The organism is Amorphoplanes friuliensis DSM 7358 (assembly GCF_000494755.1).
Classification (GTDB): domain Bacteria; phylum Actinomycetota; class Actinomycetes; order Mycobacteriales; family Micromonosporaceae; genus Actinoplanes; species Actinoplanes friuliensis.
In genome coordinates, this window is the sequence record NC_022657.1 from 1,854,406 (window position 1) to 1,879,600 (window position 25,195).

The window sequence follows — 25,195 nt, forward strand, 5'->3', positions numbered from 1 at the left end:
TCAGCGGGGCGCGGGCACGGCGCCCAGCACGGTCCGCAGCACCGAGTCGGTCGAGATGCCGTCGAGTTCCGCCTCGGCCCGCAGGCGTACGCGGTGCCTCAGCACGGGGATCGCAAACGCCTTCACGTCGTCGGGCAGCACGTAGTCGCGGCCGCTGAGCCAGGCCCGCGCCTTGGCCACGGCGAGCAGGGCGGTGGTGCCCCGCGGGGACGCACCCAGCTCCAGCGCCGGCGAGACCCGGGTGGCCCGGCACAGGTCGACGACGTACTCGAGGACGGGTTCGGCGACCGCGACGCGGCGGGCGGCCTGGCGTCCCGCGGCCAGGTCGGCGGCGGTGGCGACGGGTCCGACACCGGCGGCCTTGAGGTCCCGCGGGTCGAAGCCGTTGTGGTGCGCCCGGAGGACACCCAGCTCCTCCTCGCGCTGCGGCAGCGGCACGGTGAGTTTGAGCAGGAACCGGTCCAGCTGAGCCTCGGGCAGCGGATAGGTGCCCTCGTACTCGATGGGGTTCTGGGTGGCGACCACGATGAACGGCTCGGGCAGGCGGCGGGTGTCGCCGTCGGTGCTGACCGTGCGTTCCTCCATGGCCTCCAGCAGCGCCGCCTGGGTCTTCGGCGGCGTCCGGTTGATCTCGTCGGCGAGCAGGAGGTTGGTGAAGATGGGCCCGGGCCGGAAGTTGAAGGCGGCGCTGCGGGCGTCGTAGACCAGCGAGCCGGTCACGTCGCCGGGCATCAGGTCGGGGGTGAACTGCACCCGTTTGGTGTCGACGTCCAGCGCCGCCGCCAGGGCGCGGACCAGCAGCGTCTTGGCCACACCGGGCACACCCTCGAGCAGCACGTGGCCGCCGCAGAGCAGCGCGATGACCACACCGCCGACCACCGCGTCCTGGCCGATGACCGCCTTGGCGACCTCGTTCCGCAGACGCTGGAGCGCGTCCCGGGCCGCGATGGCCTCCACGGATACGGAAGACGTCACGTCACTTTCCCCTCGTCAGGTCCCTGCTGCCAGTTCTGCTGCCCGGTCACGTAGCGGACCAGGTTCTGCACGGTAGTCGCGGCCCGCGCCAGCTCCTCGTCGCTGTCCTCGACCCCGGCGCCGAGCACGTGGCGTACCTCGGCGACCGGCTGCCGGGTCACGGCGGCCACCCGCTCGGCCACCTCGTCCACCGGTGAGTCCGGCGGCATCCCGAAATGCTCGGTGAGCCGCAGGCGGGCGGCGTTCTGCACGGTGGCCAGCGAGGTGCTGCGTGCGCCGGCCCGCCGGTACAGGCCGCCCAGGCCGCGTACCGTCTCAGCGGCCCGGACCCGCACGGGCAGCGGCTCGGCGACCGGCGCGCCCAGGCGCCGGGCCGACGCGGCGGCCAGGGCCAGGGCGGCCAGGGCGAGCAGCGCCAGGGTGGCCCAGACAGCCGGCGGGAAGGCCTGGGCCAGGGGGCTTCCGGTGACCGCGTTGCCGCCGCCGTTCTCCGCCGCCTGGCCGTCCTCCGGCTCCCCGGACGGTCCGTCGGTGGGCTCGCCCGCCTCGTCCTCCTCGCCTTCCCGCGGCTCGGACTCGTCCGTGCCGGACTGGTCGTCCCGGGTCGGAGCAGGCGGCGGCGTGGCGGTGGGCGCCGGATCGGACTCCCGCTCGTGCAGGTCGAGCCAGATCACCCGGGGTGCCCGGCCCAGCAGACCGACGGCCAGCGTGTGGTTGCCGTGCTCGTCCGCCCGGTCGTTCCGGAACGGGTCGGAAGCCCCGATCAGCGTCATCCGGGCCCGCGGTGTCTGGATCTCGACCAGCCCGTCCTGGTAGCACCGCACCGCCCGGTAGCCGCCCGGATCGTAGGCCAGGCGCAGCGCCGCGGCGGGCCCGGCCGCGGTCGCGTAGTCCGTCGAGCACCCGGGCTGCGGCGCCGCGGCGGTCCACCGCGGGCCGCCGACCGGGATGGTGAGGCCCGCCCGACGCACCTGCTCCGCGCCGGGCGCCACGAGGACCACACGAACCTCCGGCGGCAGCGACTGGAACTGGTCCAGGTAGGACGGATTGACCAGGCCCGGCGTCGTCACGAAGACGGTCGCCGGCCCGCCCGCACCCGCAGCGGTCAGCGCATCGGCGGTGCTGCTGCGGACATCGATGTCGACACCGTCACGGGCCAGGCTGTCGGCCAGCCGCCGGGCACCTTCCCCCTCGTCACTGGTGGGGGAGAGGAACGAGGCGTCGGTCGGGTCGCTCTGCTCCACCGCGTGCACGATCCCGGTCAGCGTGGCCAGACCGGCGACGACCACGAACGGCAGCGCGAACCTCATCCAGCGGCGCGACTTCACGGCGTACCCTCCCGCATCCGGTTGCGGACGTCGCCGGTCAGCGCGCGCATGCGTTCGTCGTGGGTGTGCTGGGCGGGGCGGTTGCCGTACCAGATCTCGGAGAACAGATCGGTGGCCCGGCCCAGCGAACCGGCCATCGCCGGGCGGTTCGTCGCGACGACGGCCGCGACCTCGGCGGCGGTCGTGCCCGGCAGCGGCGTGACGACCCCGGCGGCGGCCAGGTCACCCACCACGTCCCGCAGGCGCTGCCGGACGGCCTCGGCATAACGCCCCTCGGCGGCCAGCCGGTCGGCCAGCAGGGTGCCGTCGGCAAGCACGACGGTCGGCGCGAAGACCGGCTCCGGCTTCGACTTCCTCCCCTTCCTGGCGGCCTTCGGTTTCCTGGTACGCCGGAAGCGCGGCCACCTCAACTTAGGCATCCGCAGGCGGGGAAGTCGCGGCCAGCGCCGTGGCACCCAGGCGGGGAACCAGTACCAGAGCGCGCCACTGATCCCGGCCAGCAGCAGGAGCAGAAGCAGCAGCGTCTGCGGGGCGATCACGTCGAAGACCGTCGCCACGAACTCGTCCCAGACGCGGGTCATCGTGCGTACACCAGCGGGTCGGCGTCGTCCTCACCGCGCGCCCGCGCCCGGCTGATCGCCAGGTCGAGCCCCTCGGTCCGGATCCGCGTCTCGAGCAGCAGCACGGCGGCCACACATGCCAGCGCGGCGTAGGCAACGGCGTTCGCCAGCGTGTACGCCGCCGGTGTGATCCAGGCCAGCCACCGCGGATCCCCGCCGCTGATCAGCTTCAGCAACGACACCCACCCACTGCCCAGCGCAAACCGGATCGCAAACCAGGTGATGTACGCCGCCAGCAACGTCCAGAACCCCCGCAGCCCCCCACGCGCGGCCAGCTTCGCCGACCGGACCAGCGCGGTGAACGGGTTCGCGGACCGGTCGATGATCAGCACCGCCGCGGTCAGCCCGAACAGCCCGTAGCAGATCAGCCAGGGCACGACCCCGAAGAAGAACCCGGCCCCGCCGGCCACCCCGAGCAGCACGGCGATGCAGATCGTCGCGAGCGGACGCGTCCGCAACCACAACTCCCGGTGCGGCACGGCCCGCCCGATCAACGCCGGCCCGGCGGCCGCCGCGGCCAGCGCCCCGACCAGGGTGAGAACAAACGCCTCGGTGGCGAACCCGACCGACGTGACACTCCACCAGACCCCGAAATGCGTCCGCGCCGGTCCGTAGTAGGGCGGCGTCGCAAAAGCAGCGGTCCGCAACGGGACCAGCAGCGCCTGCTCCAGCAGCGCCAGCACAGCGGCGGTCCCGATGAGCGGCACGGCCCGCGCCCGCAACAACGCCATGGCGGCATCCAGCAACTCACCGAGCGTCATCGGACGCAGCGGCAGATCCGCCTGCGCAGGCATGGCGGCGATCCTACGAGATGCCCGCCGCGTCCATCGTCTCGCCTGTCGATGCATCGGCGGTTATGGTGCCTCGTGGGCGCTCACGAGGTGTCCTGGTGGTTTTTCTTCGAGAGGTTCGTGATGACCCTTCCTGCAGGCGTTTCGCGGCGTGGTGTGCTCGGTGCCGCCGCTGCCGGTGTTGCCGTTCCCCTGGTGCTCGGCGAGGCGGCGCAGGCTGCGCCCTCGCACGGCCACGGGCATGGGCACGCTCCCAAGACCTATGACCTGACGGTGCTCGGTACGTCGGACACGCACGGCAATGTGTACAACTGGGATTACTACAAGGATCTCGAGTACGACGACAGCGCGCACAACGATGTCGGGGTGGCGAAGCTGGCGGCGCTGGTCAACCAGATCCGGGCGGAGCGGCGGGGCAAGGCCACGCTGGTGCTCGACGCCGGTGACACGATCCAGGGGACGCCGCTGGCGACCTACTACGCCAAGCAGGAGCCGATCACCACGACCGGTGAGAAGCACCCGATGGCACGGGCGATGAACGTGTTGCACTACGACGCGATCACGCTGGGGAACCACGAGTTCAACTACGGGCTGCCGCTGCTCAACCTGTGGATCCGGCAGCTGGGTTTCCCCGCGCTGGCGGCCAACGCCGTCGATGCGAAGTCGGGGCGGCCGGCCTTCACCCCGTACGTGATCAAGAAGGTCTCGCTCGGTCACGGCGCACCGACGCTGCGGGTCGGGATCCTGGGTCTGACCAACCCGGGTGTGGCCATCTGGGACAGGGCCAATGTCGAGGGCAAGCTCGACTTCGAGGACATGGTGGCGACCGCGGCCAAGTGGGTGCCCGTCATGCGGGCGCGGGGCGCGGACATCGTGCTGATCTCCGCGCACGGTGGTGACAGCGGCACGTCGAGTTACGGGCCGGAGCTGCCGAACGAGAACCCGAGCGCGCTCATCGCCGAGCAGGTGCCCGGGATCGACGCCATTCTCTTCGGGCACGCGCACGCCAACGTGCCGCAGCGGTTCGTGACCAACACGAAGACCGGTGCGCAGGTGCTGCTGTCGGAGCCGTCGAAGTGGGGACAGCGGCTCGCGCGGATGGACTTCACGCTCACCCGCGACCGTGGCCGGTGGACGATCACCGCGAAGAAGTCGGACCTGCTGAACACCAACACGGTGGCCGAGGACCCGAAGGTGCTGGCGGCGGTGCGGTCGCAGCACGCCAAGACGGTCGCGTACGTCAACCAGGTCGTGGCGACGTCCACCGAGGAGCTGTCCGCGGCGGAGTCCCGGTACAAGGACACGCCGATCCTGGACTACATCAACAAGGTGCAGACGGACACGGTCACCGCGGCCCTGGCCGGCACCGAGTACGCGTCGCTGCCCGTCCTGTCGATCGCGGCGCCGTTCAGCCGTACGGCGGTGTTCCCGCAGGGTGACGTCAAGATCAAGGACGTGGCCGGGCTCTACATCTACGACAACACGCTCGAGGCGGTCGTGCTGACCGGCGCCGAGGTGAAGGCGTACCTGGAGTTCTCGGCGAAGTTCTTCGTGACCCTGCCGGTGGGGGCGACGCCGGACCCGGCGACGATCAGCGACCCGGCCGTGCCGGACTACAACTACGACGTGTTCTCGGGTGTCGATTACGACATCGACATCAGCCGCCCGGTCGGTGACCGGATCACCCGCCTGGAGATCGCGGGTGTGGCGGTCGCGGCGGACGCGCGGTTCGTCGTCGCGGTCAACAACTACCGGCGCAGTGGTGGTGGCAACTTCCCGGGCATCGTGAAGACGCAGGTCTACAACGCGCAGCAGGAGATCCGGCAGCTCCTGATCGACTGGGCGCAGGCCGAGGGTGAGATCAACCCGGCGGACTTCTTCGTCCCGAACTGGCAGCTGGTCCGGGCGGGCGTCCCGGTCTTCTGATCAACGGCAGGTGCCGTCGTGGTGCTCCGCGGAGCACCACGACGGCCACCCGCCCACCCCAGTAGGTCTAGGCGCCCGGCGGTGACGTCCAGTGGCCGTCCGTGTCCGCCGTCAGCATGAGCGAGCCGGTGTGCCCGTCACCGAGAGTGAGGCGGCACAGGTACTCCCGCATCCCGGCGGCGTTGCGGTCGGAGATGGCCCGGCACTGGGCCGAGGTCACGTCGATGTTGGCTCCCTTGAGCTGCCCGTCGTTGACGACGGCGTCCTGCACCGCGGACAGTCGTGAGCTCTCCTGGATGCTGTCGACCAGCGGGAGGATGACGACAGCGGACATCACGAACCACACAAAACCGGCCGCGGCCAGGGTGACCAGGTACGTGATCCAGTAGGGCGCGGTGCTGTTGCGGCCGCGGCGGGCGGCTCCGGCCCGGCGGCTCGCCGAGAACGCCCCGAGGATCCCGAAGAAGAGCGTGAAGATCGCGACCGGCCACACCGCCGGCGGCTGGGCCCGCGAGGCGTGCTGCATCTCGTCGGGGAACGGCACCAGCAGCCCACCGTGCCCGGTCACCGCCTGGCCCGGGTACGACGGGGCCGGTTCCGGCTCCGGGGATGCCGCCGCCCACGGTGGTGCCGTCGGATAGGCCGACGGCGGCGGGTAGGCACCGGCCTGCGGCAGCCCGCTGGCCTCCGGGACCTCCCCGGGGTAGCCCGCCGGCACGGTGAGCTGCGGATAAGCCACCGGCTCGGGATAGTCGGCCGCACCCTCCTGCGGGTACGCCACAGGCGGGAACGCCTCACCCTGATCGGTCACGGGTGGAGCCGACACCGGCGCCGCGTACTGGTCCTGGGCCGGCGGGTACTGCGCGTATCCGGTGGCGAACTGGGGGTACTCCGTGCTCATGCGGGGGCCTTTCCGGTGGCGGCTCGGGAGCATTGCCGTGCCAGAGGTCAACCCCATCGGCCTGCCCCTGCGTGAGTTGAGAACTACTGTCTGGCCAGCGCGTACAGGGTGCTGATCTGGGTTGCGGTCAGGGCTTTGTTCCAGATCGCGACCTCGTCCACGGACCCGGTCAGGCCCGTCGTGGCGCTGTTCTCCGAGACGGTCAGGGGAAGCGCCGGGTACCCGGTGATCGTCCCGGTAACCGGCTGGGCCGCCACCTGCACACCGTCGAGGTAGAGCCGCAGCGCCGAGCCGTCGTAAACGCCGACCGCGAAGTGGTATCCGCCACCGGTGGGCCAGCGGCCGAGGGCGGTCTGCCGCGTGGTGCCGAAGTCGACGATGAACCGCATGTCCCTGCCGTCGCTGCTCCAGGACAGCAGGTAATTGATCATTCCGGCGTTCGGGCTGCCCTTGAAGACGAGCCGCCAGTTCGTGGTGGCCACGGCGTCGGTCCAGGCGGCGACCGTCAGCGGGCCGGTGATCGAGTGCGCCGGTGCGGTCACCGCCGCGTACGACGGGCCGGTCCCGTTCTTGAACCGCGTGGCGGTGTTCGGGTCGGCACGGACCGCCCCGGCCACCCCGGTCGTGGGGCTGTTGTAGAGGGTGAGCGGGGTGGTACCCGTCTCGTCGGCGACGGGCGACGGGCTCGTCCCGCCCATCCGCCAGTAGCTCACCGGGCCGGAAGCCTTCACCGCCGCGGTGTAGAAGTACGAGGCCTTCCAGCTGTTCGTGGCGGTCGCTGACGTGGCCGTGTAAACCGCGCCCGTGCCCGGCAGGGCTGCGGCTGCGGCGAGGACCCCGGTGGCGGCGACGGCCACGAGACGGTGTCTGCCCGCGTACCGGAAACGGCGCCGGACCTGGGGGATCGCCAGGCTGAGCGCGATCAGGACGAGGCCGGCGACGGGTGCGGCCCGGCCGGCGTGCAGCCGGACCGTGCCGGCGAGCGGGACCACGATCCGGCCGACGCCCAGCAGCTGCGCCTTGGTGACCAGGCGGGAGTCGGGCTGCGCGTTAGCGTCACCCTGAGTGCGGTAGCGGCCGTCCGGCAGCCGCTCGACCACCCGGTGGGTGACCGGCTCGCCGCCGCTGACCGCCGGCGCCAGGACCACCACGGTGCCGGGCCGCGGCCCGCTCCCGGCGCCGGGAGACGCGATCACCACGTCTCCGGGACGCACGAGCGGCGCCATCGAGCCCGAGGTCACCGTGTACGCGTCCCAGCCCCACGACAACGGCAGCAGCACCCAGGCCGTCAGGGTCAGCACCGTGGTCAGGGCCGCGACGATCAGCGTGCGGGACACCGTGGCCCAGCCGGTCACGACGCCTGGGCCTCCCAGTTGAACACCGCCGACGCGGTCCCGTTCTGCGCACCGGCGACGTTCTGCACCGTGACACTGAAGCGGTACGTCAGCGATGCGTTCACCGTCGCGTTCCACGGGCCGAGACCGTTGGCGAACGACGCCACGAAGATCTCCCCTGGTCCGGCCGGCTGCGGCCTACTGTCGGCCGGACCGGGGACGAGATCAGGAAAACGTCAGGTGCCGGGCGTCACCGCCACCTGCATCTCGGTGATCCACTTGCTGAGGTCGTCCATGGGGCAGTCCAGGTAGATCTCGCGGGCGAACCCGGTGCCGACCGTCTGGTAGCCGCTGTCGTCGATCCAGCGGGCGATCGCCTGCCCGGTGCGGAACGCCTCCGACATCGGGCCGTGGTGCAGCAGGGTGGCGGCCCGTTCGATCCCTGGCAGGTCGACCACGGCGAAGCCCGGGTCGGCCGGCACCTCGCCGGTGATCGGGAACGCGGCGTGCACGGTGATCGACTCGTCGCCCGGACCCTTCGGCGCGGGCAGGTAGTACGCCATCGGCGGCCCGGTCATCGTCACGCCCTGGCTCTCCATCCGCTCGATCAGCTGCGGGTAGAGCGGGGTCAGCGCCTCGCTGATGTCCGGCCCGTCGTAACTGGAGGCGGGCGCCGACAGCTCCGCGACGCGGACCGGCGGGACGGTCTTGAGGATGACGTCTCCGGTGTTCATGTGTCCCTCTGTCTCGATCATGCGGAGACGCGCGTCGACCAGGGCCAGCCGTGCGGTGCCGGCGGCCATCTCCTCGGCGAGCTGGGCCCGGCGCAGGCGCAGCATGCCGCGCAGCTCACCGACGTCGACCTTCTCGTCGATCAGCGTCTGGACCTGCTGCAGCGTGAAGCCGAGGTCCTTGAGCGCGAGCACCCGGTTGAGCAGGGTCAGCTGCGCGGCGGTGTAGAACCGGTAGCCGCTGAACTGGTCGACACGGGCGGGGCGGATCAGGCCGATCGAGTCGTAATGGCGCAGCATGCGCACCGACACGCGGCCCAGGGCGGCGAAGTCTCCGATACTGAACATGGTCCCCTCACCGTCGGGTCTGACACCGTGTGAGAGTCAAGCGTTCAGTTGCCGGCGCCTGTCCCCCCGTTGCCGCCGCCTTCCTCGCCCGGGTCGGTCGGCTCGGTGGTCGGCGGGTCCTCGGTCGGCGTGGTGGTCGGCTCGGTCGCCGGCGGTGTCGTCGTGGTCGCCGTGGGAGTGGGGGACTTCGAGGCGGAGGCCGACGCCGAGGCGGACTTGCTCGGGCTGGCCGAGGCGGACTTGCTCGGGGCCGTGCCGTTGGGCTGGTTGGGACGACTGGTGCGCGTCGGCGTCTCGGTCGGCTCGACGGGCTCGTCGGACTCCTCGGGAGCCGCACTCGACGCCGCCGGTGCGACGCCGGGCTCGTTGTTCTGACCGGCGTCGGCTTCGTTGCCCCGCATCGCGATCGCCAGGGCCAGACCGCCGGCCAGCACGAACAGCCCGATGACCGTGAAGAGGACCACCAGCTCGTTGCGGGTGCGACCCTTCCTGGCGGGCAGCGGCCTCGCGGCCGGTGCGGCCTCGAGCAGGTTGCGCTGACCGGGGAGAACGCGGTTGGGGCCGGCCGGGCTCATCGGCCGGGTCAGCGACGTTCCGCTCAGCGACGTGCCGCTGGTGGCGGCGCCACCCAGGGTCGAGGCGCCCAGCGTGGTGCCGGTCATCGTGGGGCGGCGCAGGGCCGTCCCGGTCATGGACGTGCCGGTCTGTGACCGCCAGTCGAGGGCGCCGGACGCGGCCAGCGCGGCCTCGGCGAACTCGGCGGCGTTGGCGAACCGGTCGTCGGGGTTCTTGGCCATCGCACGGCTGATCAGCTCGTGGACGGCGGGCGGCACGGTGTTGGCCGGCAGCGGTTCGGGGTCGTCCTCGAGGTGGCGCAGCGCCACCTGCAGGGCGTTGTCACCGTCGAACGGCGGGTGACCGGCGATGCAGTGGTAGGCGACCGCGCCGAGGGCGTAGACGTCGGTGGCCGGGGTGACGTTGCCCTTCGCGACCTGCTCGGGCGCCATGTAGAGGGCGGTGCCGACGATCGCGTTGAGGCCGGTCACGCTGGTCACGGCGGCCGAGCGGGCCACGCCGAAGTCGACCAGGATCACCGTGCCGTTGGGCTTGACGATCAGGTTGCCGGGCTTGACGTCGCGGTGCACCGTGCCGTTCTCGTGGGCGGCGTGCAGGGCGTCGGCCGCCTGCGCCACGATCGACATGGTCTCGGCGACACCGAGACGGCCCTGGTCCTTGAGCCGGGCGGAGAGCGGCTCGCCGTCGACGAACGCCATGACGAGATAGGCGCAGTTGTCCTCGTCGTTGGCGTCACCGGCGCTGTAGTCGTAGACCTCGACGACACCGGGGTGCCGGAAGGCGGCCATCATCCGCGCCTCGCCGTAGAAGCGGGCGGCGAACTCCGGGTCGGAGAGCATCGCGGTGCGCAGCACCTTGACGGCGATCGTCCGGCCGAGCACCACGTCGGTGCCCCGCCACACGTCACCCATGCCACCGGTGGCGATGCGCTCGTCCAACCGGTAGCGGTTGTCCAGGAGACTTCCCGAACTGAGCACCAGCTGGACCTATCTACTCGGGTGACACGACGGACGGATCAGGAGCCGGGCACAACTGTACAGATTCACGAGGCTCCCCGGCGAGGTCGGTCGGTTGCGGATCGGGCGCGATGGTCGCCTGCCGACGCAGCCTAGGTGGGGGGTACGACACGCAACAGCGACCGCCGGGCGGTGAAGGGCGCCGTCCGGCGGTCGCTGCTGCCCGATCGTCAGTTGTCGTAGGTCGGCGTGACGACGATGGCCGTCTCCGCCAGCTCCAGCTCCTCGTTCTCGGCCTGGCGCTCGAGCGCGGCCCGCGCCGTCGACGCGGCGGCCCAGCCCAGCGCCACCCCGACCAGGGTCGCGCCGACGATCAGGCCCCACGGCAGGCCCGGCTTGCGCCCGGCCAGGGCGTTCGCGGCCAGGTTGGCCCGCGCCCAGGCCTCGTCGCTGGCGGCGTTGAGCTTGGTGGTCGCCTTGTCGGCGAGCTTCCCGCTCTTCTTGCCGGCCCGGTCCGCGAGCTTGCTGCTGCGCTTGCTCGCCCGGTCGGCGAACTTCGAGCCCCGCTTGCCGGCCTGCGTGGCCAGCTTCGAACTGCGCCGGCTCGCCTCGTCGGCGAGCTTCGCGGCCTTGGAACTGGCCACCGCGGCCTTGGCGCTCGCCAGGTCGGCGGTGTGCTTGCCGGCGTCCTTGGTGCTCTCGGCCGCGGTCGTCATCGCTGACGACAGGTAGTCCCAGGCCTGGGCGGCAGTGCGCTCGGCAGTGTTCTTTCGAGAGAACATCTTCTCGTTACCTCCTGCGATCGCCGGTCCGGCGGTGGGTATCGCAGTCATCCTTCCCCCACCCGTCCGAAAAACAAACGTGCCGCCAACACAGCGGGACAGTCGGATGTGGACAGCATCACGTCGCATAAAACGGTGGACTTCGCTGGGTACGCTTGCTGCGGTTCACACGGCGCACACAGCCGGTTGCCAGGTTCGAGCACTACGGTTCGGAGCAGTTTCACCGGACCCGACGGGTGTGGTTTCCACCCCCGTATCGAGGAGAAGACGCCCGGGGCACCCCGGGTGGGTGGAGGTTTAGGCGTGACGCTGTCGATAACGACGTCGACACTGCCCGGTGGGGTGGTGGAGATCTCACCGATGGGTGAGATCGACGTCGAGAACGCGTACGAGATCAAGGAGGCCGTGGCGGAAAAACTCGCCAACGGTCGCCCCCAGCGCATCGAGCTCGACATGCACGCCGTGGCTTTCATCGACTCCGTGGGCATCAGTGCCCTGGTCGCGGCCTTCCAGCTCGCGAGTGTCAGCGGTGTGAAGCTGGTTGTCACCCGTCCCAGCCGTTTTGCCCATCGTCAGCTGTGGGTGACGGGCCTGCTGGGTCTGTTCGGCGCTCCGGAGCCGTGCACGGACTGTCCGGAGCCGTCCCGTGAGCCCCTCGTGTCGCGTCCCTGACCGGGAGTGATCAGCGCCCGGCGACCGGCCGGGACAGCTTGTCGGTGCCCTCGGAAGTAGGGAATAGTGCCCGTTCGTGGCGCGACTTCCGATGGGCACCGCCATCCTCCGGCGATATGTGCTGATCGGCGCGATCGGCCAGGGCGGTGTTTCGACCGTCTATTCCGCCGTCGACGCCCGTCGCGGCCGCAAACTTGCCATCAAGGTGCTGGCCCCGAGCCTGGCGGACGACCCGCAGGCCCGTGAGAACGTCCGGCGCGAGGCTCTCATCACCGACCGGCTCCGGCACCCGAGCGTGCCCCGGGTCTTCGAGTACGGCGAGGCGCCCCTCCCGGACGGCACAGTAGTCCCGTATGTCGTCTTCGAGCTGCTCGCCGGTGTGCCGCTGACCGAGCGACTGGCCGGCGGCCGCCTCGACTGGCCCGAGGCCGTGAGGATCGCCGCCACCGCCGCGGACGTGCTGGCCGTGGCCCACCGCCGGGGTGTGGTCCACCGCGATCTGACCGCCCGCAACGTGATGGTCAGCGCGGCCGACGTCAAGATCATCGACTTCGGCCTGGCGACGGCCGCCCTGCGCACCGCCGAGTCGGGCGCGCACCCGATCATCGTCCGCGGCGACAACCGCAAGCTGCCCTCGCATCCCAAGACGGCCTTCGCCCGACCGTCCGACGACGTGTACACGCTGGGTGTGCTGCTCTACGAGATGCTGACCGGGCGGTCGCCGTACCCGCCGGCCGTCGCGGCCATGATCGTCGCCGCCGGCCGGGTCGCCCACCTGGCGCCGACACCGGTGCTGACTGTCCCGGGCCTGCCTGCGGAACTCCGGGACCTGGTCCGCGCCTGCATGGCCAAGCGCCCCGAGGACCGTCCCCGCAGCGCCGACGTCGCGCTGTCCCTGTGGAAGACCCTGGACAGCCGCCGCTTCCCGGTGCCCAGCGTCAACTAGATCGCGGGCGTCTGCACCACGATCGACTCGATGTTGAACTGCACGTCCGTCGCCTCACCCGGTGACCGGATCGGTGTCACGACCGCAAACCCCTCGGCGAGATAGGCCAGGTCCGTGCCGGGCTCCAGCGCCTCGTCGGCGGCCTGCACCGCCGTACGCACAAAACCCTCACCGGCCTCGGCGATGCTCATCTGCACCTGGCCGAACTTGGCGAGGCTGCCCCGCCGCAGCCCACGGATGCCGTCGACGTGCAGGTCGGGCACGTTGAGGTTGAGCACCGTGCCCGGCGGGGTGTGGGTCAGCGTGGGCAGCAGTTTCATCGCCAGACCGGCCGCGCTGTCCCAGTGGCGTTTCTCGTCGTCGGCCTTGTCCAGATCGGCGATGGCCTGGCCGCCGCTGGACGCGGTGCCGTTGGCGGGGGAGAGCACGTCCAGGGAGACCGCGAGCCCGTGCAGGCCGGCGTGCGAGGCCGTCAGCGTGGCGCCGACGGTGCCCGAGTGCACGACGGCCGCACCGGCGTTCGCACCGCGGTTGATGCCCGACAGCACGATCGTTGGCGGCGGGCCGAACGCCTCACGCAACGCCAGCAGCACGATGAAGGCGGGAGAGGCCGCCACCCCGTACGCGGGGACGTTCCGGGCACCCGCCAGCTCCCGCTGCTGGACGACGATCTTGCCGTTCTTCTCCACGGCCGTCATGGCGGCGCTGGTGCCGCTGGCCTCGGTCAGCGGCGCGGCGACCACCACGTCGAGGCCCTGGCGTGCGGCGGCCCGGGTCAGATGCCGGATCCCGGGCGCGTCGATGCCGTCGTCATTGGTGATCAGGATCCGTGGCGTCATACCGGCACCTTCGTGTCGACGGGCGTCAGTTTCACCCGCTCAGTCAGCACCTGGACGGCGTCGATCCGTCCGGTGCCGAGCCCGTGGCGGGTCACGTTGAGGGCGCCGGCCGCAGCACCCGTACGCACAGCGTCACACAGCGTGCCGCCCTGGGCCAAGACCGCTGCCACTCCCGCGGTCATCGAGTCACCCGCCCCCCGCGACTCGGCGGCGACCATCTTCGGCATCTCGACCTCGTAGACCTGGTCCTCGATCAGGGCGAGCGCACCCTCGTCGGCCCGTGACACCAGGGCCATCTGGGCGCCGTCCTCGTGCAGCTTGTAGAGGGCCCGGGTGAGCGCCTCGGTGGACCCGTCGGGCACCATGCCGTCCCGGATCAGCTCCTCGTGGCTGACCTTGACCACGTGCGGGCGCGCCTCGAGCGCGGCCGCCAGGTGTGCGGCGGACAGGTCGACGATGACCCGGCAGCCGTTGGCGCCGAGGTCGGTGGCGAGCCGCCTGTACACCTCGGCCGGCACCACCGACGGGTGCGCGGGCCCGCTGAGCACGGCGATCCCGGCGCGCAGCCCTTCGGCCAGGGCGAGGCTGTAGAGCTCGTCCATCTCGTGCCGGGAGAGCGGCTGGCCGGGGTCCTCGGCGAGCTCCTCGCGTTTACCGCTGCGCCGGTCGTGGACGTACCAGCCGGTCCCGGACTCGCGCTTTATCGTCTTCAGCGTCACGCCGTGGAACTTCAGCAGCGGCTCCAGGACCCGCCCGACCTCGCCGCCGGCCGCCGCGCAGAGGGTGACCTGCGCGCCCAGCAGCGTGATCATCCGGGCCTGCCAGACGCCCTGGCCGCCGGGGTGCACGTGCAGTTCGGCCTTGTCGTTCTGCTGCTCGATCGTCACGGTCAGCTGGGGCGCGGGCACGAACACCATGACGCCTTTGTGGCTCATGATCACAGTCTTACGGACGCTTCGCCGCCCCCGGGCCGGATCCGCGAGATCCGGATCAAGTGGTGGCCGGTGTGAAGAAGCGGACGATGTCCTCGGCCGCGGTCGGCGACAGCATCATCGCCTGGACCCGCGCGGACATCTCGGCGACCGGACCGATCCGGGCAAACATCCCCTCCTCGTACGCCCGGACCGCCGCATCCGGGTCCGCGATCCCGGCGGCGAGGTGGTTGGCGAGTTCGGCACCGTCGAGCATGGCCTGGTTGGCACCCTCGCCGACCGGTGGCATCAGGTGCGCGGCATCCCCGACGAGGGTGATGCCCGGCCGGTGGTCCCAGCGTGCGCCGATGGGCAGCGCTTCGATCCGGCGGACGGTCGCCGGGCCGTCCGCGGCGGTGACGAGTGCGGTGACGCCCGGGTCCCAGCCCTCGAACAGCTCGGAGAGCTCGCGGTGGTCCTCTGCGGGCAGGGAGATCCCGACCCGGAGGCTGCCGTCGCCGGCCCGCTGAGCAGCCAGGATCTGGTTCACGCCGACACACCACAGGTTCCCGGGCCCGACCAGCCGCGCCAGCTCGGGGTGCCGCCGGTCGACGTCGCTGACGATCAGCTCGACGAGGGTGGCCACGGGGGACGGCGCCGTGCCGGTCAGCAGCGACCGGACGACCGAACGCGCGCCGTCCGCCCCGACGAGCAGGTCGCAACCGGCTCGGCGGCCCCCTTCGAACGTCAGCTCCCAGCCTCCGCTGGCCCGGGGTGTCGCCGCCACGACCTGGTGTCCCCAGGCCACCGCGCCGCCGGGCAGCGCGTCGAGCAGAAGGTCACGCAGAGCGCTGCGATCGATCTCCGGACGTCCGGTGAAGGTGCCGGGCTCCGGCCGGTGGTGCACCAGCATCCGCCCGGCGGGATCGAGGATGCGATGTTCCTCGCCCTCGGGACGGGCCTGCGACCGGAACCGGGCCGTGAGACCCGCCTCGGCCAGGGCGTGCTGCCCGGACTCCGGATGCAGGTCCAGCGTGCCTCCCTGCGACCGCGCGGACCGGCTCGCCTCCCGCTCGTAGACCATCGCCTCGAGGCCGTGCCGGTGCAGGACCCGGGCCAGCGTCAGCCCGCCGAGACCGCCACCCACGATCGCGATTCTCATTCCCCGGCTCCTTACCGTACGATGTATTGGTGGATACACCGTACGGTAACGTCTGGGAGCGACCCGAGCCACAGCCGCGGGCGGCACCCGTGCCGTTGAGCCGCGAGAAGATAGCCGCCGCGGCGATCCGACTGGCCGACGCGCACGGCCTCGACGGCCTGTCGATCCGCAAGATCGCCAAGGAGCTGGGTGTCGGCCCGATGCGGCTCTACGACTACGTGGGCAACCGGTCCGAGCTGCTCGACCTGATGGTCGACGTCGTCTACGCCCGGATCGCCGAGGCGGACCGGCACCCGGACTGGCGGGCCACGGTGCTGGCCGTCGCCCATGCCACCCGGGAAGCCGCCCTCGATCATGAATGGTTCGCCGACGTGCTCGGGGGGCGGCCGCACCTGGGACCCCACGCGCTCGCCGTCGGTGAGACAACCGCGGCGGCGTTGAGCCAGGCCTCCGGTGTGCGCGACCTCGAGGACCTCCAGCGGGCCCTGGGCGCCCTCAACGCCTTTATCGTCGGCGCGGTCCGCCGGGAGATCACCGAGCGGCGCACCGCACGCTCGACCGGCACGGACGAGGCCGCCTGGCAGGCCGGCCTCGGCCCCTACCTCACCCGCATGCTGGAGACCGGCCGCTATCCGACCGTCGCCCGTCTGGTCCTCGAAGGCGCCCACCTCGACGCCGGGGAGACCTTCGAGCACAACCTGACCACCGTGGTGGACGGCATCACCGCGGCTCGACCACCACTACGGACGTCGTAGCCGCCGAACCCGGCCGCGTCGGGTGCGGCCAGGTCGGCCGGACCGGACCGCGCCGGATCCGGCCCGGTCCGGCGCATCCGGATCGCCCGGCCGGGTTGAGGAAAAGGCGGCCAAGCGGCGTATCCGGGTCGGACGGCTGGGTCCAGGAGGGGGTCCGCGCGGCGTATCCGGGTCGGGCGGCTGGGTCCAGGAGGGGGTCCGCGCGGCGTATCCGGGTCGGACGGCTGAGTCCAGGAGGGGGTCCGCGCGGCGTATCCAGGTCGGACAGCTGGGTCCAGGAGGGGGTCCGCGCGGCGTATCCGGGTCGGACAGCTGAGTCCAGGAGGGGGTCCGCGCGGCGCATCCAGGTCGGGCGGCCGGGTCCGGGAGGGCGTCCGAGCGGGTCAGGCGGTCAGGTCGAGGACCAGGCGGAAGCGGGCGGCGCCCGCCATCATTCGCTCGTAGGCCCTGGCCGCCTCGCCCAGCGGCAGCACCTCGATCATCGGCCGGACACCCTGCCGCACGCTGAACGCCAGGGTGTCCTCGTTGTCGATCGACGAGCCGGTCAGGCTGCCCGTCACCGTCCGCGTGCCGAAGATCAGGTCGTTGGTGTCGATCTCGATCGGGTCGGTGGCCGCGCCGACCACGACCATGACTCCGCGTGGTGCCAGCCCGGGGACCAGCGCGCTCATCGACGCGCCGTTCGCCGCGGTGGCGACGATCGCGTCCGCCCCGCCGAGCGCCTGCAGCGCCGCCGCCACGTCCTGCGCCGAGCTGTCCACGTACTCGTCGGCACCGAGCCGGCGGGCGAGCGCTTCCTTCTCCGTGCCGCGGGCGACGGCCACGACGCGGTAGCCGAGCCGTGCCGCGTACTGCAGCGCCAGGTGGCCGAGCCCGCCGATGCCCTGGATCGCCACGCGGGCACCCGGGCGGGCGTCGATCCGGCGCAGCGCCTGCAGGGTGGTCAGTCCGGCGCAGAGCAGCGGCGCGGCCTCCGTGGACGTCAACCCCTCCGGTACGCGGACCAGGCCGCTCGTCCGGGCGTACACGATCTCGGCGTAACCACCGTCGACCGTGGTCCCGGTCCGGGGTTGATCCGTGCAGTTGACGAAGTCGCCGCGCCGGCAGCGGTCGCACTCGCCGCACTGGCCGCCGAGGAAGCCCACACCGACGCGCTCGCCGGGCCGCCAGTGGGTGACGCCGGGGCCGACAGCGTCGATCACGCCGACGACCTCGTGGCCCGGCACGATCGGGGTGGACGGGTCGGCGCGCAGGCCCTCGACGGCGAGGACGTCGGTGTGGCAGACCCCGCACGCTTCGGCTCGGATCCGGACGTGGCCGGGGCCGGGTTCGCGGAGCTCCCGGTCGACGAGGGCAAACCGGCGTGCTCCGGTGACTTCGATGGCTCGGTACGTCGTCATGCGTTGAATATGACCGGTCGTCTCAAGCGCGGACAACGTCGGCCACGTCACGTTGACGACGGCAAGACGACCGACCATATTCCCGGGTATGGGTAGGCGGAGCATGCGGGAAGAGATCGGCGACGCGGCACTCGAGCGCTTCCACACCCGGGGTTACAGCGCGGCCGGGGTCAAGGACATCACCGACGCTGCGGGCGTACCGAAGGGGTCTTTTTACAATCATTTCCCCAGCAAGGAGGCCATGGCGGTCGAGGCCCTCCACCGTTATGCCGCGACGCAGGGCTTCGAACTGCTCGCGGACACCTCCGTGCCGCCGGTGGCCCGGGTGCGGGCGCACTTCGAGTTCGTCGCCACGCAGCAGACGGCACGGGGTTTCACGCGGGGCTGCCTCTACGGCAACTTCGCCGCCGAGATCGCCGACCACAGCGAGCTGGTCCGGGCCGAGGTGGACACGGGTTTCGACCGGTGGGCGGCGGGGCTCGCGGCGGCGATCACCGAGGCCCAGCGCGACGGCACCGTCCGGGCCGGGCTGGACCCCGGCCGGACCGCGCGGTTCATCCTGAACGCCTGGGAGGGGACGTTGCTCGGCGCCCGCGCGAGCCGGTCGGGGGAGTCCGTCGAGGCGTTCTTCGCCCTCGTCTTCGAGACGATCCTTACTGCTTGATGCCCAGCACCACGCCGTTGGCGCCGGGTGCGTCGAAGCGGACCGTCCGGATCTGCGTGAAGCCGGCGCCGGTGAGCCAGCCGGCGTATTCCGCGTCGGAGTAGTTGCGGCCGCCGACCGTCTCCACCAGCATGTTCATGCCCATCAGGGCGGCCGGCGCCGGTCCGGTGCGGTCGGCGTCGAGCAGCAGCTCCGAGATGATCACCAGGCCGCCGGCCGGCAGAGCCGCGTAAGCCTTGGCCAGCAGCTCGCGGTTGGTCGGTTCGTCCCAGTCGTGCAGGATCATGCTGAACAGCAGCACGTCGTGACCCCCGGGCAGGGCCGCGTCGGTGAGGAAGTTCCCCGGTGTTGCCGTGATCCGGTCGCCGAGCCCGGCCAGCTCGATCTTGCCTGCGGCGATCTCGCAGACGTGGGGGAGATCCAGGACCGTCGCCGTCAGGCCGGGGTTCAACCGGCAGAGTTCGATCGGGTACGCCCCTGAGCCGCCACCCACGTCGAGCAGTCGCCGGTGTGCGCCCAGGTCGACCGCACCCGCCAGCGCCCGCGCGGTGAAGATCGACGTGGAGTACATCGCCTCCCAGAACGTCGCCAGCAGTTGCGGGTCCGCGGTGGTGAACATGGACTCCTGGGTCGCCGGGTCCCAGGTCAGTGGCCGGTCGGTGCGCAGCGCCTCGCCGACGCGGTGCCACGGCAGGTAGGTGCGCTGGTCGCAGTAGCTGACCTGGCCGCCGAAGTAGTAGGGCCGCCCCCGGACCAGGAACTCCTCGGCCAGGGCGGAGTTGCGGTAGCCGTCACCGGCGCGTTCCAGGAGCCCCAGTGATGCGCAGGCGGTCAGCAACAGGTCGGCGGGTCGTTCCGGAAGTCCCAGCTCCTGTTCGGCCTCGGCAACGGTCAACGCGCGGCCGTCCGCGAGCCGGCTGAAGAGATCCAGCTCGACCGCCGCGGCGAACGTCTTGAAGCTCCAGAAGCCGGTGACAAGATCCATGAGGGGCGTCGGCGTCAACATCCGTCGATCTTCGCAAATGGACCTACCGGGCGGAAACCGCCTCGGTCAGCTCCCGGACGGCCGTCGCCAGGTCCGGGCGGCGGCGCAGGAGGTCCTCGAGGCGTACGCGCCACTTGCTCGTCTCGGTGTCGGCCGTGAACCGGTCGTTGTCGCTGCTCTCGACCGAGGCGGTGAGCAGGCGCTGACGGGTGTTCGCGAGTTCGCCGTACCAGTCGGTGCCGAGCCGGCTGAGCATCTGGGTGGCGAGGGCGTCGTAGGCCGGGGTGCCGGCGGCGCGGACAAAGGCGCGCGCCCCGTCGAAGGCGATCTTGGGCTGATGGATGACGGCTGCCATGAACGCGAGTCTAGGCAGCTCAAAGCCGTGCCCGTGGGGCTTCGCGCGGGTTGCTACCAGCCTGCCGGGGTGCAGGATCCGCCGGCTGTGACGGGTTCGACCTGGAGTGTCGCGTGGTCGATGTCGAACTCCTCGTGCAGGGTCTCGCGGGCCGTGGCCAGCACCGCGCCGAGCTCGGCGGCGGGCTCCAGGCTCAGGTGCGCCGAGGCGACGTCCATGCCCGAGGTGAGCGTCCAGACGTGCAGGTCGTGGACGTCGCAGACACCCGGCACGGCGGCGAGCCGGTCGCGCACCACCGCCACGTCGAGGTGCTTCGGGGCGGCCTGGACCAGGATCCGCACCGCCGAACGCCCGAGGGCGAAGGTGCGCGGCAGGATCATCAGCGCCACGATCACGGCGACGATCGGGTCGGCGTACGACCAGCCGGTGACCGCGATGATGCCCGCCGCGATGATGACGCCGACCGAGCCGAGCAGGTCACCGACCACTTCGAGGTACGCGCCGCGCACGTTGATGCTCTCCTTGGCGCCCGAGCGCAGCATCAGGAACGCGACGATGTTGACGATCAGGCCACCGACGGCGACGACCAGCATCGCGCCGGCCGGGACGTCCGGGGGATCGGAGAAGCGGCGCAGCGCCTCGATGAGCACGTAGATCGCGACACCGGTGAGAAGCAGGGCGTTGCCGAGCGCTGCGAGCACTTCGAGGCGGTAGAGCCCGAAGGTGCGCTGCGAGTCGGTGGCGGCCCGCCCGGCCGCGGTGATCGCGGCGAGGGCCATCCCGATGCCCAGCACGTCGGTGAACATGTGCCCCGCGTCGGAGAGCAGCGCCAGCGACCCGGTCATGAGGGCGGCGACCGCCTCGACCAGCATGAACGCGGCCAGCAGCCCCAGTGCCCACCAGAGGCGGGACCGGTGTCGCTCGCCCGCGCGCAGCGCCTGGCCTCCGTGGTCGTGCCCGGCTCCCATGAGCCCTACCTTCCGTCGCCGCGCCAAGCCTTGGCCAATGTATGTTCACATCGCTATGTATGCAACTTGAACTCGAATGCCATTACCGGGGTACAGAGAGGCGACAACCGAACCCGCCTGGAAGGAAACACCTGTGTCCAGACGTACTCTCGCGATCGTCACCGCGACCGCTCTTGCGGTCGTCGTGGGTGCGGCCCCGGCCGAGGCCTCGCACCGCGCTCCCGCACCGACCACGATCCAGCTGCCCGACGGCTTCCAGCCCGAGGGCATCGCGATCGGCAAGGCCCCGTACGCGTACTTCGGCTCCCGCGTCGACGGTGACATCTACCGCGTCAGCCTCGGCAGCGGCCGCGGCAAGGTGATCAGCCAGGGCCCCGGCACCCCGTCGCTGGGCCTCAAGCTCGACAACCGCGGCCGGCTCTTCGTCGCCGGTGGCAACGGCGGCGACGCCCGGGTGCTCGACGCCGGCAGCGGCAAGGTGCTGAAGTCCTACACCCTGCAGACCGGTACGGCGTTCATCAACGACGTGATCCTCACCGGCGGCGCCGCCTGGTACACCGACTCGGCGAACCCGGTGCTCTTCAAGCTGCCGCTGGGCCGCCACGGCAAGCTGCCCGCCGAGGCGACCCGGGTGCCGCTGACCGGCGCCATCACCTACCAGACCGGCAACAACGCCAACGGCATCACGGCCACGCCCGACGGCCGAGGCCTGATCATCGTGCAGTCCAACACCGGCAAGCTCTTCAAGAGCTCCTACTCCGGCGTGACCACCGAGATCGACCTCGGCGGCGAGAACGTGCTCAACGGCGACGGCCTGTGGCTGCGCGGCAGCACCCTCTACGTCGTGCAGAACCGCCTCAACGTGATCGCCCGGATCCAGCTCGACAAGCACGCCACCAAGGGCACGGTCGTCAGCCGGACGACCGACCCGCGTTTCGACGTGCCGACCACCATCGCGGAGTACGGCAAGCGTTTCTACCTGCCGAACGCCCGCTTCACCACGACGCCGACCCCGACCACGCCCTACACGGCAGTCGCCGTGGCGCGGCCCTAGCGGTTGGTCCAGTCGCGGGTCCCCACCGTCGTGAGGCGCTGGGTGGCCCGCGACAGGGCCACGTACAGCGTGCGGGTGCCGCTGGCGTCCGTCGCGATCTCGGCCGGCTCGACCAGGACGACCGCGTCGTACTCCATGCCCTTGGCCTGCAGCGCGGTGACGACCTGGACCCGCTCGGGGAGCCCGGCCACCCACTGCGCCATCTCGTCGCGGCGTTCCACCGGCGTGATCACACCGATCGTGCCGTCGACGTCGGAGAGGTGCTTCTCGGCGGACTCGCGCACCGCGTCGGGCAGCTGCGCGGCGCCGACGACCAGGTCGACCGGCTCGACACCGGTGCTGCGCACGGCCGACGGCAGCGGCAGGTCCGGCATGATCGTCCGGATGACCCGCGCGGCCACCGCGAAGATCTCCGACGAGTTCCGGTAGTTGGTGGTCAGCGAATAGGTGTTGCGGCGCCGCGAGCCCAGCGCGCGGTCCCGCGAGCGGTCCAGCTCGTCCACGTCCCCGGACCAGGCCGTCTGTGCCGGGTCACCGACCACGGTCCAGGACGCGTACTGCCCGCGGCGGCCGATCATCCGCCACTGCATGGGTGTCACGTCCTGCGCCTCGTCGACGACCACGTGGGCGTAGTCGCGGTAGTCCTCCTCGCGGACGACCTGCGCGCGCGTCGCGGCCTGCCGGTCGGAGAAGGTGCTGACCTCCTGCACCCCGTCGCGGACGTGGAACGGGTTGCCCGACTTCTTCTGCGCCTGCCGGGGCCGGCCCAGCAGCTCGTCCAGCTCGTCGAGCAGCGCCACGTCGGCGATCGTCGGGCCGTGCTCGGCCAGGTCGTCGAAAGACCCCTGCAACAGCGCGATCTCGTCGCGCGAGAGCAGACCGTTCGCGTACGCCCGCAGCCGTGCCGGCTCGGCCATCCAGCGCAGCACCCGCATCGGGGTGAGCCGGGGCCACCAGGCGCGCAGGAAGTCGCGGAAGTCGGTGCGGTCGGCCAGCTCGGCCTCGAACTCGCGCTTCTCGGGCAGGTTGCGGACCGAGCCCTTGGCCTGGGCCCAGAGCGCGTCGAAGAGCCGGTCGAAGCCGACACCGCGGACCTCGTTGCGCCGGGCGCCGCGCTGCAGGGCCTTGCGCCGGACCCGCTCGAGCTCGTTGTTGTCCAGGCGCAGCAGGGCACCGCGGTAGAGCAGCTTCAGCTCGGTCGGGCCGCCCGGCACGGCGTCGTGCGAGGCCCGCTCGAGCACCCGGCGGATCCGCAGCGAGCCCTTGAGCGCCGCCACGTCGGTCGGGTCGGTCCGGACGGCGTCGTAGCCCACGACCAGCGAGCCGAGGGAGCGCAGCGTCGCGGTGTCCTCGCCCAGCGACGGCAGCACCGTCGCGATGTAGTTGACGAACACCCCCGACGGGCCGACCACCAGGATGCCGCCACCGGCGAACCGGCTGCGGTCGGCATAGAGCAGGTACGCCGCCCGGTGCAGCGCCACCGCGGTCTTGCCGGTGCCGGGACCGCCGGTCACGATCGTCACGCCCGAGGCGGGGGAGCGGATCGCGTCGTCCTGCTCGCGCTGGATGGTCGCCACGATGTCGCGCATGCCGGTGCCGGTGGCCTTGGACAGGCTGGCCAGCAGCGCACCGTCGCCGACCACCCGCATGTCGTCGGGCGCGGCCTCGGGGTCGAGCAGGTCGTCCTCGATGTTGGTGACCCGCTCACGGGCCGACTGGATCATCCGGCGCCGGATCACCCCCAGCGGGTCGGCCGGGGTCGCCCGGTAGAACGCGGCCGCGGCGGGCGCCCGCCAGTCCACGACGAGCGACTGGGAATTCTCGTCCCGGATGCCCATGCGGCCGACGTAGTGGACCGCGCCGGTGTTCAGGTCGAGGCGGCCGAAGACCAGGCCCTCGTATTCGGCGTCGAGGGCATGGCGGCGCCGGGCGCGGTGGTAGACCATCGCGTCACGCTCGACGAGGGCACCGAAGGTGCCCACCCCGGCCAGCTGGTAGCCCTCCTTCTCGGCCCGGGACGCGTCCTGGCGGAGGTCGGCGAGCCGGGCGTAGACCCGGTCGACGTGCTCCTGCTCGACCGCGATCTCCTGCTGCAGGACGGTGGCGTCGCTCAAGTCCGGTGTGCTCCCCGCTGGTGCTGTCACTGCTGACGCCGCCCCGGCACCGTCGCCAGGGGGCAATCGAACCTACTCCTGTTCCGGTGTCCCCGTCGACGTCGGCACGCCCGGAGCGGCCCGACCAGCGGTTTCAGGCGGCCTGGTCGTAACCGGTGCGACGCGCGCGGGCCCGCCGGCGGCCGGACATGTCCTGCACGGCACGTTCCGTCACGGCCAGCACCGCGGCGGAGACCTCGTCGGCGCGTTCCATCATCAGCATGTGACCGGCGTCCTCGAAGATCGTCAGCTTGGTGCCCGGAAGAGCGTCGGCGATCGACTCCGCGCACGGCGGCGGTGTCAGCCTGTCCCGGTCACCGACCAGGGCGGCGGCCGGCACGTCACCCAGCGCGGCCAGCGTCTCCAGCCGCTGCTGGGCGCCGACCGAGGCGCGGAAGCCACCGATCGAGCGCAGCGACGCGCGGCCGAACGCCGACATCGTCGTCTCGAGGTCACCGGCGCGGTACGAGTCACCGAAGAGCAGCCAGCGCACGGTCGGGCGCAAGGCGGGCAGCAGGGCCGCGTGCGGGCGCCACGCTCCGAGCCGGGCGAGCAGGCCGGCACCCGCCTGCTCGGCCGTCCGCAGGATCGGGGTGAGCGCGCTGGGCAGCCCGTAACAGGTGTGCGAGGCGCCCTCGGCCGTCGTCGACACGAAGACCAGGCCGGCGACGCGGTCGGCGAACTCCTCTGGGTGCGAGTCGGCGTACTCCATGATCGTCATGCCGCCCAGGGAGTGGCCGACCAGCACGACCGGGCCCGCGGGGGCGCACTCGCGGATGACTTCGGCCAGGTCGTCGCCGAGCTGGCCCAGCGTGGCCGAGCGCAGCCGTGTCGCCGACGAGCGCCCGTGACCCCGGGCGTCGTACGCGATCACCCGCGCATCGGCGCCCTCGAGCGCCTGCCGCTGGTAGTGCCAGGTGCGGCGGTCGAGGCACCAGCCGTGCAGGAGCACCACGGTCACCGGCGCGTCCGCCGGCCCGCTGGTCTCGACGTGCAGCCGGACGCCGTCGGGAAGCGTGACCTCCGAACGGTCGGACATGGGCACCTCCGTGAGTCGCACGGC

General features: G+C 71.6%; 25 protein-coding genes. 6 read left to right on the top strand and 19 right to left on the bottom strand.

Annotated elements, in window-relative coordinates:
- From AFR_RS08625 to AFR_RS08640, 4 genes are read right to left on the bottom strand one after another with little or no spacing between them, the layout of a single operon-like run.
- A complete protein-coding gene (locus AFR_RS08625) occupies positions 1–975 on the bottom strand; it encodes an AAA family ATPase (RefSeq protein WP_041840707.1) in 975 nt (324 codons plus the stop codon).
- A complete protein-coding gene (locus AFR_RS08630; protein ID WP_023359528.1) occupies positions 972–2,303 on the bottom strand; it encodes a DUF4350 domain-containing protein in 1,332 nt (443 codons plus the stop codon). The genes AFR_RS08625 and AFR_RS08630 overlap by 4 nt, the downstream gene beginning before the upstream one ends.
- Complete coding sequence (locus tag AFR_RS08635) at positions 2,300–2,884, bottom strand: DUF4129 domain-containing protein (protein WP_023359529.1); 585 nt, start codon at positions 2,882–2,884, stop codon at positions 2,300–2,302. Before AFR_RS08635 ends, AFR_RS08630 begins: the two co-directional genes overlap by 4 nt.
- Positions 2,881–3,717 carry a hypothetical protein gene (locus tag AFR_RS08640; protein WP_023359530.1) on the bottom strand — a complete coding sequence of 279 codons (837 nt, stop codon included), beginning with the start codon at positions 3,715–3,717 and terminating at the stop codon, positions 2,881–2,883. The genes AFR_RS08635 and AFR_RS08640 overlap by 4 nt, the downstream gene beginning before the upstream one ends.
- Positions 3,718–3,837: 120 nt before the next feature.
- Between AFR_RS08640 and AFR_RS08645 the strand changes: the two genes are divergently transcribed.
- Positions 3,838–5,640, top strand: a complete 1,803-nt coding sequence (locus tag AFR_RS08645; RefSeq protein WP_041841923.1) for a bifunctional metallophosphatase/5'-nucleotidase — start codon at positions 3,838–3,840, stop codon at positions 5,638–5,640.
- A gap of 67 nt (positions 5,641–5,707) precedes the next feature.
- Here the strand turns inward: AFR_RS08645 and AFR_RS43460 are convergent, their stop codons facing one another.
- The 6 genes from AFR_RS43460 to AFR_RS43465 all read right to left on the bottom strand — a co-directional run bounded on the left by AFR_RS43460 (position 5,708) and on the right by AFR_RS43465 (position 11,268).
- Positions 5,708–6,541: a hypothetical protein gene (locus tag AFR_RS43460; RefSeq protein ID WP_023359532.1), complete on the bottom strand. Its 834-nt coding sequence runs from the start codon at positions 6,539–6,541 to the stop codon at positions 5,708–5,710.
- Positions 6,542–6,624: 83 nt separating this feature from the next.
- The gene (locus tag AFR_RS08655) at positions 6,625–7,896 is read right to left on the bottom strand and encodes a signal peptidase I (protein ID WP_023359533.1); all 1,272 of its coding nucleotides are present in this window, start codon (positions 7,894–7,896) and stop codon (positions 6,625–6,627) included.
- Positions 7,893–8,042, bottom strand: coding sequence for a hypothetical protein (locus AFR_RS46700; protein ID WP_158510520.1), 150 nt, complete (start codon positions 8,040–8,042; stop codon positions 7,893–7,895). Before AFR_RS46700 ends, AFR_RS08655 begins: the two co-directional genes overlap by 4 nt.
- Positions 8,043–8,111: 69 nt before the next feature.
- Positions 8,112–8,954: a MerR family transcriptional regulator gene (locus tag AFR_RS08660; RefSeq protein WP_023359534.1), complete on the bottom strand. Its 843-nt coding sequence runs from the start codon at positions 8,952–8,954 to the stop codon at positions 8,112–8,114.
- 44 nt (positions 8,955–8,998) lie between these two features.
- Complete coding sequence (locus AFR_RS08665; RefSeq protein ID WP_023359535.1) at positions 8,999–10,507, bottom strand: serine/threonine-protein kinase; 1,509 nt, start codon at positions 10,505–10,507, stop codon at positions 8,999–9,001.
- A gap of 209 nt (positions 10,508–10,716) precedes the next feature.
- Positions 10,717–11,268 carry a hypothetical protein gene (locus tag AFR_RS43465; protein WP_023359536.1) on the bottom strand — a complete coding sequence of 184 codons (552 nt, stop codon included), beginning with the start codon at positions 11,266–11,268 and terminating at the stop codon, positions 10,717–10,719.
- A gap of 303 nt (positions 11,269–11,571) precedes the next feature.
- Here AFR_RS43465 and AFR_RS08675 point away from each other — a divergent pair, with 303 nt between their 5' ends.
- Together AFR_RS08675 and AFR_RS08680 are read left to right on the top strand one after the other, a co-directional pair.
- On the top strand, positions 11,572–11,940 hold the full coding sequence (locus AFR_RS08675; protein WP_041840708.1) for an STAS domain-containing protein: 369 nt from the start codon (positions 11,572–11,574) through the stop codon (positions 11,938–11,940).
- A gap of 76 nt (positions 11,941–12,016) precedes the next feature.
- A complete protein-coding gene (locus AFR_RS08680) occupies positions 12,017–12,886 on the top strand; it encodes a serine/threonine-protein kinase (RefSeq protein ID WP_148307908.1) in 870 nt (289 codons plus the stop codon).
- On the opposite strand, the gene surE is transcribed toward AFR_RS08680, so the two are convergent.
- From surE to AFR_RS08695, 3 genes are read right to left on the bottom strand one after another with little or no spacing between them, the layout of a single operon-like run.
- A complete protein-coding gene (gene surE, locus AFR_RS08685; protein WP_023359539.1) occupies positions 12,883–13,725 on the bottom strand; it encodes a 5'/3'-nucleotidase SurE in 843 nt (280 codons plus the stop codon). The genes AFR_RS08680 and surE overlap by 4 nt on opposite strands.
- Entirely contained in the window at positions 13,722–14,660 is a 939-nt protein-coding gene (locus AFR_RS08690; protein ID WP_238547250.1) for a 1-phosphofructokinase family hexose kinase, read from the bottom strand. The genes surE and AFR_RS08690 overlap by 4 nt, the downstream gene beginning before the upstream one ends.
- A 55-nt stretch (positions 14,661–14,715) precedes the next feature.
- Positions 14,716–15,798 (bottom strand): FAD-dependent oxidoreductase, encoded by a 1,083-nt coding sequence (locus AFR_RS08695; RefSeq protein ID WP_023359541.1) that lies wholly within the window; start codon positions 15,796–15,798, stop codon positions 14,716–14,718.
- A gap of 29 nt (positions 15,799–15,827) precedes the next feature.
- On the opposite strand from AFR_RS08695, the gene AFR_RS08700 reads away from it, so the two are divergent.
- The gene (locus AFR_RS08700; RefSeq protein ID WP_238547251.1) at positions 15,828–16,553 is read left to right on the top strand and encodes a TetR/AcrR family transcriptional regulator C-terminal domain-containing protein; all 726 of its coding nucleotides are present in this window, start codon (positions 15,828–15,830) and stop codon (positions 16,551–16,553) included.
- 383 nt (positions 16,554–16,936) lie between these two features.
- Here AFR_RS08700 and AFR_RS08705 read toward each other — a convergent pair whose 3' ends face one another.
- The gene (locus AFR_RS08705; protein ID WP_023359543.1) at positions 16,937–17,953 is read right to left on the bottom strand and encodes an alcohol dehydrogenase catalytic domain-containing protein; all 1,017 of its coding nucleotides are present in this window, start codon (positions 17,951–17,953) and stop codon (positions 16,937–16,939) included.
- Between the two features lie 88 nt (positions 17,954–18,041).
- Between AFR_RS08705 and AFR_RS08710 the strand changes: the two genes are divergently transcribed.
- The gene (locus AFR_RS08710) at positions 18,042–18,617 is read left to right on the top strand and encodes a TetR/AcrR family transcriptional regulator (protein WP_041840710.1); all 576 of its coding nucleotides are present in this window, start codon (positions 18,042–18,044) and stop codon (positions 18,615–18,617) included.
- Here AFR_RS08710 and AFR_RS08715 read toward each other — a convergent pair.
- The 3 genes from AFR_RS08715 to AFR_RS08725 are packed head-to-tail and all read right to left on the bottom strand — an operon-like array spanning position 18,607 to position 20,925.
- Positions 18,607–19,623 carry a methyltransferase gene (locus AFR_RS08715; protein WP_041840711.1) on the bottom strand — a complete coding sequence of 339 codons (1,017 nt, stop codon included), beginning with the start codon at positions 19,621–19,623 and terminating at the stop codon, positions 18,607–18,609. The genes AFR_RS08710 and AFR_RS08715 overlap by 11 nt on opposite strands.
- Before the next feature lie 22 nt (positions 19,624–19,645).
- A complete protein-coding gene (locus AFR_RS08720) occupies positions 19,646–19,957 on the bottom strand; it encodes a hypothetical protein (protein WP_023359546.1) in 312 nt (103 codons plus the stop codon).
- Between the two features lie 53 nt (positions 19,958–20,010).
- Positions 20,011–20,925 carry a cation diffusion facilitator family transporter gene (locus AFR_RS08725; RefSeq protein WP_023359547.1) on the bottom strand — a complete coding sequence of 305 codons (915 nt, stop codon included), beginning with the start codon at positions 20,923–20,925 and terminating at the stop codon, positions 20,011–20,013.
- 133 nt (positions 20,926–21,058) lie between these two features.
- Here AFR_RS08725 and AFR_RS08730 point away from each other — a divergent pair, with 133 nt between their 5' ends.
- A complete protein-coding gene (locus tag AFR_RS08730; protein ID WP_023359548.1) occupies positions 21,059–21,979 on the top strand; it encodes an SMP-30/gluconolactonase/LRE family protein in 921 nt (306 codons plus the stop codon).
- On the opposite strand, the gene AFR_RS08735 is transcribed toward AFR_RS08730, so the two are convergent.
- On the bottom strand, positions 21,976–24,093 hold the full coding sequence (locus AFR_RS08735; RefSeq protein ID WP_023359549.1) for a HelD family protein: 2,118 nt from the start codon (positions 24,091–24,093) through the stop codon (positions 21,976–21,978). The genes AFR_RS08730 and AFR_RS08735 overlap by 4 nt on opposite strands.
- A gap of 133 nt (positions 24,094–24,226) precedes the next feature.
- Positions 24,227–25,171, bottom strand: a complete 945-nt coding sequence (locus AFR_RS08740) for an alpha/beta fold hydrolase (RefSeq protein ID WP_023359550.1) — start codon at positions 25,169–25,171, stop codon at positions 24,227–24,229.
- Positions 25,172–25,195 lie beyond the last annotated feature (24 nt).

Bases quoted from the DNA above. Each gene is read 5' to 3' on its own strand.
- AFR_RS08715 (WP_041840711.1), bottom strand. From the start codon at position 19,623: ATGTTGACGCCGACGCCCCTCATGGATCTTGTCACCGGCTTCTGGAGC.
- AFR_RS08690 (WP_238547250.1), bottom strand. From the start codon at position 14,660: ATGAGCCACAAAGGCGTCATGGTGTTCGTGCCCGCGCCCCAGCTGACC.
- AFR_RS08705 (WP_023359543.1), bottom strand. From the start codon at position 17,953: ATGACGACGTACCGAGCCATCGAAGTCACCGGAGCACGCCGGTTTGCC.
- AFR_RS43465 (WP_023359536.1), bottom strand. From the start codon at position 11,268: ATGTTCTCTCGAAAGAACACTGCCGAGCGCACTGCCGCCCAGGCCTGG.
- AFR_RS08640 (WP_023359530.1), bottom strand. From the start codon at position 3,717: ATGCCTGCGCAGGCGGATCTGCCGCTGCGTCCGATGACGCTCGGTGAG.
- AFR_RS08710 (WP_041840710.1), top strand. From the start codon at position 18,042: ATGGGTAGGCGGAGCATGCGGGAAGAGATCGGCGACGCGGCACTCGAG.
- AFR_RS43460 (WP_023359532.1), bottom strand. From the start codon at position 6,541: ATGAGCACGGAGTACCCCCAGTTCGCCACCGGATACGCGCAGTACCCG.
- AFR_RS08645 (WP_041841923.1), top strand. From the start codon at position 3,838: ATGACCCTTCCTGCAGGCGTTTCGCGGCGTGGTGTGCTCGGTGCCGCC.
- AFR_RS08725 (WP_023359547.1), bottom strand. From the start codon at position 20,925: ATGGGAGCCGGGCACGACCACGGAGGCCAGGCGCTGCGCGCGGGCGAG.
- surE (WP_023359539.1), bottom strand. From the start codon at position 13,725: ATGACGCCACGGATCCTGATCACCAATGACGACGGCATCGACGCGCCC.
- AFR_RS08660 (WP_023359534.1), bottom strand. From the start codon at position 8,954: ATGTTCAGTATCGGAGACTTCGCCGCCCTGGGCCGCGTGTCGGTGCGC.
- AFR_RS08635 (WP_023359529.1), bottom strand. From the start codon at position 2,884: ATGACCCGCGTCTGGGACGAGTTCGTGGCGACGGTCTTCGACGTGATC.
- AFR_RS08695 (WP_023359541.1), bottom strand. From the start codon at position 15,798: ATGAGAATCGCGATCGTGGGTGGCGGTCTCGGCGGGCTGACGCTGGCC.
- AFR_RS08740 (WP_023359550.1), bottom strand. From the start codon at position 25,171: ATGTCCGACCGTTCGGAGGTCACGCTTCCCGACGGCGTCCGGCTGCAC.
- AFR_RS08720 (WP_023359546.1), bottom strand. From the start codon at position 19,957: ATGGCAGCCGTCATCCATCAGCCCAAGATCGCCTTCGACGGGGCGCGC.